Annotated in this window: 5 protein-coding genes; 2 read left to right on the top strand and 3 right to left on the bottom strand. The window is 70.1% G+C overall.

Annotated features, from left to right (window positions below; translation table 11 throughout):
* Positions 1-222: 222 nt before the first annotated feature.
* The 3 genes from ACZ60B_RS38850 to ACZ60B_RS38860 all read right to left on the bottom strand — a co-directional run bounded on the left by ACZ60B_RS38850 (position 223) and on the right by ACZ60B_RS38860 (position 4,609).
* Entirely contained in the window at positions 223-2,940 is a 2,718-nt protein-coding gene (locus ACZ60B_RS38850; RefSeq protein WP_469395790.1) for a cation-translocating P-type ATPase, read from the bottom strand.
* A gap of 31 nt (positions 2,941-2,971) precedes the next feature.
* Positions 2,972-4,003 carry a polyphosphate kinase 2 family protein gene (locus ACZ60B_RS38855; RefSeq protein WP_469395792.1) on the bottom strand — a complete coding sequence of 344 codons (1,032 nt, stop codon included), beginning with the start codon at positions 4,001-4,003 and terminating at the stop codon, positions 2,972-2,974.
* 243 nt (positions 4,004-4,246) lie between these two features.
* Entirely contained in the window at positions 4,247-4,609 is a 363-nt protein-coding gene (locus ACZ60B_RS38860) for a carboxymuconolactone decarboxylase family protein (protein WP_469395794.1), read from the bottom strand.
* 331 nt (positions 4,610-4,940) lie between these two features.
* Here ACZ60B_RS38860 and ACZ60B_RS38865 point away from each other — a divergent pair, with 331 nt between their 5' ends.
* Positions 4,941-5,426 carry an SHOCT domain-containing protein gene (locus ACZ60B_RS38865; RefSeq protein WP_469395796.1) on the top strand — a complete coding sequence of 162 codons (486 nt, stop codon included), beginning with the start codon at positions 4,941-4,943 and terminating at the stop codon, positions 5,424-5,426.
* Positions 5,427-6,212: 786 nt separating this feature from the next.
* Entirely contained in the window at positions 6,213-7,856 is a 1,644-nt protein-coding gene (locus tag ACZ60B_RS38870) for a peptidoglycan-binding protein (RefSeq protein WP_469395798.1), read from the top strand.
* Positions 7,857-7,995: the final 139 nt, after the last annotated feature.

The following is a 7,995-nucleotide window of genomic DNA, read 5'->3' on the forward strand; positions in this document are numbered from 1 at the left end:
AGCCAGATGCGCCGCAGCCGGATCTTCCCCATCCGGACCCTACCCATGCGGAACCGTCGCAGCCGGATCCTTCCCGACCGGATCTTTCCCAGCCGGATCCTTCCCGACCGGAGCCTGCCCGGCCGGACGCGCCCCATCGAGGCCCGTGGCGTCCCGAACTCCCGCACCGGGATCCGTCGTACCGGGACCGGTTCCGCCCGGTGGCCCCCGCTCACGCGTCGCTCACCCGCCGTTCTTCATCCGGTGGCGGGCCGCCAGCTTGCCCAGCTCCCACACCACCAGCAGGGCCACGGCCGACAGCAGGGCCCAGCCGAACTGACGGGCGTCGATCGAGGTGGTCCCCAGCAGCCGGCGGAAGCCGTCCAGTTGCGTCACCAGGACCGAGAGCACCAGCTGGGCCAGGGCCACCCAGTTCATCTGCCTGCTGTCGAACGTGGAGGGCGTCAGCACCGAGTCCGTCTCGCTGCGGCACTCGAACGCGGCCACGATCAGACAGAGCGCGAAGGCGGTGAAGGCGATCGACTGACCTGTCGCGGCGCTGCCGAAGTGGGCCTGGCCCAGCTTGATCAGCCCGAGCAGGACGCAGGTGATCGCCAGCCCGGAGAGCCCCACCGTGAGGAGCACGGACCGGGTGAGCACCGTCTCCCCGCGCGGCCGCGGCCGGCGGCGCATCAGCCCCGGGCTCTCCTTGTCGAAGCCGAGCGCGAAGCCGAAGGAGGCGTTGACGATGAAGTGGATCCACAGCACCTGGGGCGGGGTGAAGGGCTCTCCCGCGGCGATGTCGAAGACGGTGGCGCCGAGGAACGTCAGCACGAACGTGACCAGCAGGAGCAGCACGAACCGGATGTACTTGGTGAGGTTGTCGTAGATCGTCCGGCCCTGTTCCACGGCGTAGACGATGGTGGCGAAGTTGTCGTCGGAGAGGATCATGCGGCTGGCGGTCTTCGCCACGTCCGTGCCGCTGCCCATGGCGATGCCGATGTCGGCGGACTTGATGGCGGGCGCGTCGTTGACGCCGTCCCCGGTCATCGCGACGACGTCGCCCTTCTTCTTCAGCGTGTCGGCGAGCAGCACCTTGTGCTCCGGCGCGACCCGGCCCAGCACGCCGATGGCGTCGATCCGGGTCATCCGCTCCGTCTCGCTCATCGCGGCGAAGTCGGCGCCCAGCACGGCCTCGCCGGGGATGCCGATCTGCCGGGCGATCGCCGCCCCGGTGGTGACGTCGTCGCCGGTCACCAACCGGACCCGGATGTGCGCGGCCTGAGCGTCCGCCACCGCGGACTTCGACTCCTCACGGGGCGGGTCCACCATCGCCACGAGGCTGCTCATCCGCAGCTCGGTGACATAGCCGAGCAGGTCGCCCTCGGGATCGAAGCCGGCCGGGTCGAGGTCCCGGGTGGCCGCGGCCATCACCCGGCGTCCCTCGCCCCCCATCCGCTCGATCTGCGCCTGGGCCCGGCCCAGCAGATCGGCGTCCCACGGCACGGTCTCGCCCGCCGCGAGCGCGGTCCCGACCCGGGCCATGACCGCGGGCGCCGCGCCTTTGACGAAGCAGCGGACCACCGTCCGGCCCGCGGGGTCCTGCGCCGAGTGGAAGGTGGCCATCAGCTTGTACTCGGGGTCGAACGGCAGGGTCGCGAGGCGGGGGAGGCCCTCCCTGGTGGTGTCCGTGTCCAGCCCCGCCTTGTGGGCCAGCACCAGCAGCGCGCCCTCGGTCGGATCGCCCACCACCCGACCGTCGACCAGCTTCGCGTCACTGGCCAGGACGTACGGCAGGATCGCGTCCTCGATGCCCGCGGAGGAGCCCGCCGCGTGGTGGACCTTGCCCTCCAGGCCGTATCCCGTACCCGAGACGGTGTACTTGTCGGTGGGACTGAGCACCTCGACGGCCGTCATCTGGTTCATCGTCAGGGTGCCGGTCTTGTCCGAGTTGATCGCCGACGTGAACGCGAGCGTCTCGACCGACGGCAGTTCCTTGACGATGGCGTTGCGTCTGGCCAGGTTGAGGCTGCCGACGGACAGGATCGCCTGGGTCACGGTGGGCAGGGCCTCGGGAATGGCGGCGATGGCCAGGGAGACCGCGCTGACGAACAGGGTGTCCCAGGCCTGGCCCCGGTTGCGTCCCAGGGCGAACATCACGATCATCGTGAGCCCGGCCGCTCCGGTGATCCACAGCGTCAGCGTGTCGAGTTCCTTGGTGAGCGGCGGGACCTCCTTCTCGGTGGCGGACAGCAGTCCGGAGATCTTGCCGAGCTCGGTGTCGGCGCCGATGGCGGTCACCACCAGCAGCCCGCTGCCATGGGTGACCGGGGTGTTCATGAACGCCGTGTTGGTCCGGTCGCCCGGCGGCAGCTCCCGGCCGCCCGGCAGCGTCGCGGTGTCCTTCGAGGCGGGCAGGCTCTCGCCGGTGAGCGCCGACTCGTCGATCTGGAGCGCGCTGGCCTCGATGATGCGTCCGTCCGCGGGGACCTGGTCACCGGCCGAGATGAGCACGATGTCGCCGACGACGAGCTGCTCCGCGGGGATGTGCGCGTCGGTGCCGTCCCTGCGGACCCGGGCCGTGGCCTTCATCATCGACTTGAGGGCGTTCATCGCGCTCTCGGCCTTGCCCTCCTGACGCAGCCCCACGACCGCGTTCAGCAGGGTCAGCGCGAGCAGCAGCACCGCGGTGGTCCACTCCTTGATGAGCAGCGAGACCACCGCCGCGACCACCAGGACGATCTGCATGTAGCTGCGGTACTGCCCGAGGAACCGGCGCCAGGCGGGGATCCTGGCCTCCTCGGGGAGCGCGTTGGGGCCGTGCGCGGTACGCAGTTCGGCGGCCTTCGCCGCGCTGAGCCCGACCGCCGGATCGACACCGAGGGCGCGCACGACCTCCTCGGGGGAACGCGCGTACCAGCCGTCCTGAGCGTCCTGAGCGGCCACTGTCTGTTCGCCCACGGAATCCTCCTGCACCGTCGTCGCCCTGCCTTCACCTGTCCGACCGGTCCCACCCGGCCCTGTCGGCGGCCTGACGGCGCTTCTTCCCGCCCCGCGTCCCGGCGTCGGACGTCTGCGCGTCCCCCGAGGGACGCTGTGCCGCGTACGGGTCGGCGGGGACGCCCGACGGCGCCTCCTCCACCAGCTCCCGCCTGGTGGCGAGCAGCTCCTTGCGCGCCGCCTCCGGCACCACCGGGTACTGCGGGTCGATGTCCATCAGGGTGTGCGCGAGGATCGCCGCCGTGCAGATCCGCGCGAACCACTTCCGGTCGGCCGGCACCACGTACCAGGGCGCCCACTTCGTGCTCGTGGCCGACAGCATCTGGGAGAACGCGTGCTGGTAGTCGTCCCAGAACCGCCGCTCCCGGACGTCGGCGGCGGAGAACTTCCAGTTCTTCTCCGGCAGGTCGAGGCGCTTGAGGAAGCGGGTGCGCTGCTCCTCCTTCGACAGGTTCAGGAAGACCTTCACCACCTTGAACCCGTTGTCCGTGAGGTAGCGCTCCCAGTTGTTGATCTCCTGGTAGCGCCGCTGCCACACGTCCGACTCGTCCGCGCGGCCGGGCAGCCTCTGCCGGAGGAGGAGCTCGGGGTGCACCCGTACGACGAGCACCTCCTCGTAGTGCGACCGGTTGAAGATGGCGATCTCGCCCCGTCCGGGGAGCCGCTGGGCGTAGCGCCACAGATAGTCGTGGTCGAGTTCCTCGGCGGAGGGCACCTTGAAGCTGCTCACCCGCACGCCCTGCGGATTGACGCCGCTCATCACATGACGGATCGTCCCGTCCTTGCCTCCGGCGTCGAGCGCCTGGAGGCACAGCAGTACGCCGTACGTGTCCTGGGCGGCCAGCCGTTCCTGGTACTCGGCCAGCAGGGACACCCCGGCCCGCAGCATCTCGGCCCCGTCCCGTTTCTTCACCCCGGCCTTGTGACGGGGGTCGAAGTCCCGGCCCAGCCGGACCTTCGACCCCGGCCTCACCCGGAGCGGCGCGATGAACTCGGCGATGCGTTCGGCTCTCTCGTCCGTCATCACGGATCAGCTCCTGATGCCATGTCCGACGACCTCCGGACCGCGCAGACCCGCCTCGCGCCATCCCCGGCGAGCGGGTGTTCTCGCTCATTCTCGGGTCGGCCCGGCAAGATCGCCCGCTGGAGCCGGCCCGGGAGACCGCCGACACGCATCGCCCCCGAACACCGGCAAGGCGTTCAGGGGCGATGCCCTCTCCTGTGGCCCGGAACCCGGTCGCGGACGCGACCGTCCCCTCAGGAGGGGTCAGGACCGGCGGTGGCTCTGGGCCTCCGCCTCGGCGTTGGCGATGGCCTCGGCCTCCGCCTCGGCCAGCTCGATGGCGACACCGAACGCCTGGGTGATGTGGCTCGCGGCCGACATCACACGTGCGGTGCCCACGACGGGGGCGATCGCGATGAGGACGTCCTGGAGTTCCTCGACCGTCAGCGCGGCCTTCACCGCCGGATTCATGTGCGCCAGGTAGGAGATCGCGGGTGCGTCCATGGCCACGAGGGCGGCGATACGGGTGAGGATCAGCGTCCTCTCGTCCATGTTGCAGCGCTCGATGGAGTCGATGGTCATGGCGGCGAGCGTGTCGAGGACAGGAGCGTCAGACGCGGTGGCCATAGGGGACCGCCTTTCGGTGCTGGGGGGTGTCAGACGCACTGCCCGCCGACCGCGGGATCACCTGCGGGTCGGCGGGTGGCCCTCTCAGCGTAGGTGTCGTCCCGGTGTTGCGCCCGCTGAGCCGGACGGGCGAACCGCGGCGGCCGGTACGCCCTGGCCACAGCCGTCGGGACGAGCGGGAGGGATCCGGCGCGCGGCCCGGCGCGTCCGGGCGGCCGGATGCCGAGTGGAGTTCCAGGGGGCACGATGGTCGCTGACCGGAGGACGCACCTCCGCCGGCCCGGCCGGATCGCCCGGAGCGGAGAGGCAGTCGCCCAAACGGAGGCACGACATGACCACACAGGTGTATCTCGCCTACGACTACCCGCTGCTGAGCCTCTTCTGGACCATGCTGTGGCTGGGGCTCTGGATCCTGTGGCTGTTCCTGCTCTTCAGGATCATCTTCGACATCTTCCGCGACGACGACATGGGCGGCTGGGGCAAGGCCGGCTGGCTGGTCTTCGTCATCCTGCTGCCGTTCCTGGGCGTCTTCGTCTACCTCATCGCCCGCGGCAAGGACATGGGCCGCCGCGAACTGGAACAGGCGCGCGAACAGCAGAAGCAGTTCGACTCCTACGTCGCGCGGACGGCCTCCGGCGCCCGGCCCAACAGCGCCGACGAGCTGGCCAAGCTGTCGGACCTGAAGGCGCGCGGCGCGATCACGGACGAGGAGTTCCGGCGGGCGAAGGAACTGGTCCTGACCGACAGCGCCCCGCAGGGCCGTGCCGCCGCGACCGCCACCACCACCGAACCCTCCGGCGGGGTGCCGCGGCCCTGACCCGCGGTCGCTCGCGCACCGAGTCCTCGGCACCGGTCGACGCGGTGCCGAGGGCCGGCTCGTCGGTGGCTGGAACCGTCTCGTCGGTGCCGAGGACCGTCTCGGCGGCGCCCGGTACACGACGGCCGGTCACGCCCGGTTCACCTGGACTTTCCCGACCGGCCCCGAGCAGGCTATAGTCGATCTAGAGCGCGACGCGGAAACGCGAGACACGCTCCACGCGTTGGTGGTCCAAGGAAAGACGCCCCGCTTCCTGCGGGGAAATGCAGGTGCAAGGCCTGCCCGGCGCTCGAACAGACCCCGTCCCGGATGATCCGGGACGGGGTCTTCCGCTTTTCGGCGTCCGTCCGGCCGGCCTTCCGGAATTGTTCGATCCGGTGCCTCTCGTGGATGGATATCCGTCCGGCCCGGCAAACGGGTCACGCCGTCTTCAGATCTGACGCAATGATCCGTACCACTGAAATGGGTCGAAACTTCAAAGGCCGTCAACCCGCCGCTTTTTATCGGCCACGGGTCACGGTGTGATCCGGCCAGTTATGTCTCACAGGATTGTGTGCATGCACTTGAGCTGTCACCGTCATGCGCGGAATAGCAGGCCGATCATGGCATTCGACGACCGTAACCGCATGACTACACGCGGCAATCGTTGGCTCACGAAGGCGCCAACGCGGACGGGCATTGCAACCTCTCGACGCCCGCCGAATTCCGTGCCTATGGCAGGCGTTTGCCGGGGGCGCGGGTGCGGCCGGTAATCCGCAGATCCGCTAAAGGAGACATTTCGCAGTCATGAGAAACGTACTTGACGCTCCTGCCGACAGACCCCACGCCCAGGACCGCGGCGGCAAGAGCGTGAGACCGGGCTGGCGCGCCCGCGTCGGTGTTCTCGCGGCGACCACGGCGATGGTCTCGACGGCCGCCCTGATCGGTGCCGTTCCGGCGATGGCAGCGCCCGCGCCGATCAAACTGACCTCCTCGTCCTGCCCCAGCGTGATCCAGAAGGGCCAGGTCAGCGGCTGCGTCACAGAACTCCAGAACCTGCTCAACGCGCACGGCGCCGGTCTGACGGTGGACGGCGACTTCGGTCCGGCCACCCTCTACGCGGTCCGTGAATACCAGGCCGCCACCGCGATCGCGGTGGACGGACTGGTGGGCCCGCAGACCAAGTCGAAGCTGTACGCGACCGGAGGATCGGCGCCCGCGCCCATCAATCTGATGTCCTCCTCCTGCCCGGCGAACATCGTCCAGGGCAACAAGAGCGGCTGCGTCACCGAACTCCAGCGGCTGCTCCGCCACTACGGTTACTCGGTCGACGTGGACGGTGATTTCGGCCCGGCCACGGAAAGCGCGGTCCGCAGTTTCCAGTCCTCGCACGGTCTGTCGGTCGACGGCCAGGTCGGCCCGAACACCAAGGCCGAGCTCTACAACACCGACGAATCGCCCGCGACCGGAATCGACCTGCGGTCCGCGTCCTGCCCGGCGAACATCACGGAGGGGCAGAGCGGCGGATGCGTCGCCACCCTTCAGGCCCTGCTCAACGGCAAGGGCCAGCACCTGGACGTGGACGGCGAGTTCGGTCCGCTGACCCTGGCGGCCGTGAAGTCCTTCCAGTCCGCGAGCGGCCTGTCCGTCGACGGCGAGGTCGGCCCGAACACCAAGGCCGCCCTGTACTCCAACATCGGCGGTGGCGGCGGCAACGGCGCACCGGCGCCGATCAACCTGAACTCCTCCTCCTGCCCGGCGAACATCGTCAAGGGCCAGAAGAGCGGCTGCGTCACCGAGTTGCAGAGCCTGCTCAACCACCACGGCGCCGACCTGGCCGTGGACGGCGACTTCGGGGCGATGACCGAAGCCGCGGTGCGCGACTTCCAGTCCGAGAAGGGCCTCTCGGTCGACGGCCAGGTCGGCCCGAACACCAAGGCGGCGCTGTACGGCGCGGTCACCCCGCCGACCACGCCCCCGCCCGGCGGCGGCTACAGCAAGATCTACGACGTCGCCGCGGCCGAGGTCGGCACGGTGGAGGGCAGCGCCCGGGCGAACAGCTACGGTGCGGCCGTGGGCCTGTCCCTGTCCACCAACAACTACGCCTGGTGCGCGACCTTCGTGAGCTGGGTGGCGCGGCAGACCGGGGCCACCTCCTACCGCAACAGCTACGTCTCGGGCTGGGTCAAGCAGGCGCGGGCCGGCAACTACCACCTGTCGGTGACGAACAACCCGCAGCCCGGCGACATCGTGGCCTACGACTGGAACGGCGGCAGCGACTTCACCGGCGGCCACGAACACATCGGCATCGTGCGCACGGTGAGCGGCGGCTCCAGCTTCACCGCCGTCGAGGGCAACACCGGCAACCCCAACGGCGGCAAGGACGGCGTCTACGTCAAGAACCGCTCCACCGCGAGCGGCTACGACGTGGTCTTCATCCGGGTCCGCTGACCGGCCCCACCGAGCTGATCCCCTGCCGTGGGGGGGGGGGGCCGGCGCGGGGGGGGGGGGGGGGGGGGGGGGGGGCCCGCGGGCCCGCCCCCCCGGCCCCGGGGGTTGGAGTGTACCGGTGGGGGAGAGGTGTGGGGTG

Source organism: Streptomyces sp. NPDC104096 (assembly GCF_055584385.1).

Excerpts from the sequence above, each read along its gene's own strand:
- ACZ60B_RS38855 (WP_469395792.1), bottom strand. The coding sequence starts at position 4,003 with ATGACGGACGAGAGAGCCGAACGCATCGCCGAGTTCATCGCGCCGCTC.
- ACZ60B_RS38860 (WP_469395794.1), bottom strand. The coding sequence starts at position 4,609 with ATGGCCACCGCGTCTGACGCTCCTGTCCTCGACACGCTCGCCGCCATG.
- ACZ60B_RS38865 (WP_469395796.1), top strand. The coding sequence starts at position 4,941 with ATGACCACACAGGTGTATCTCGCCTACGACTACCCGCTGCTGAGCCTC.
- ACZ60B_RS38870 (WP_469395798.1), top strand. The coding sequence starts at position 6,213 with ATGAGAAACGTACTTGACGCTCCTGCCGACAGACCCCACGCCCAGGAC.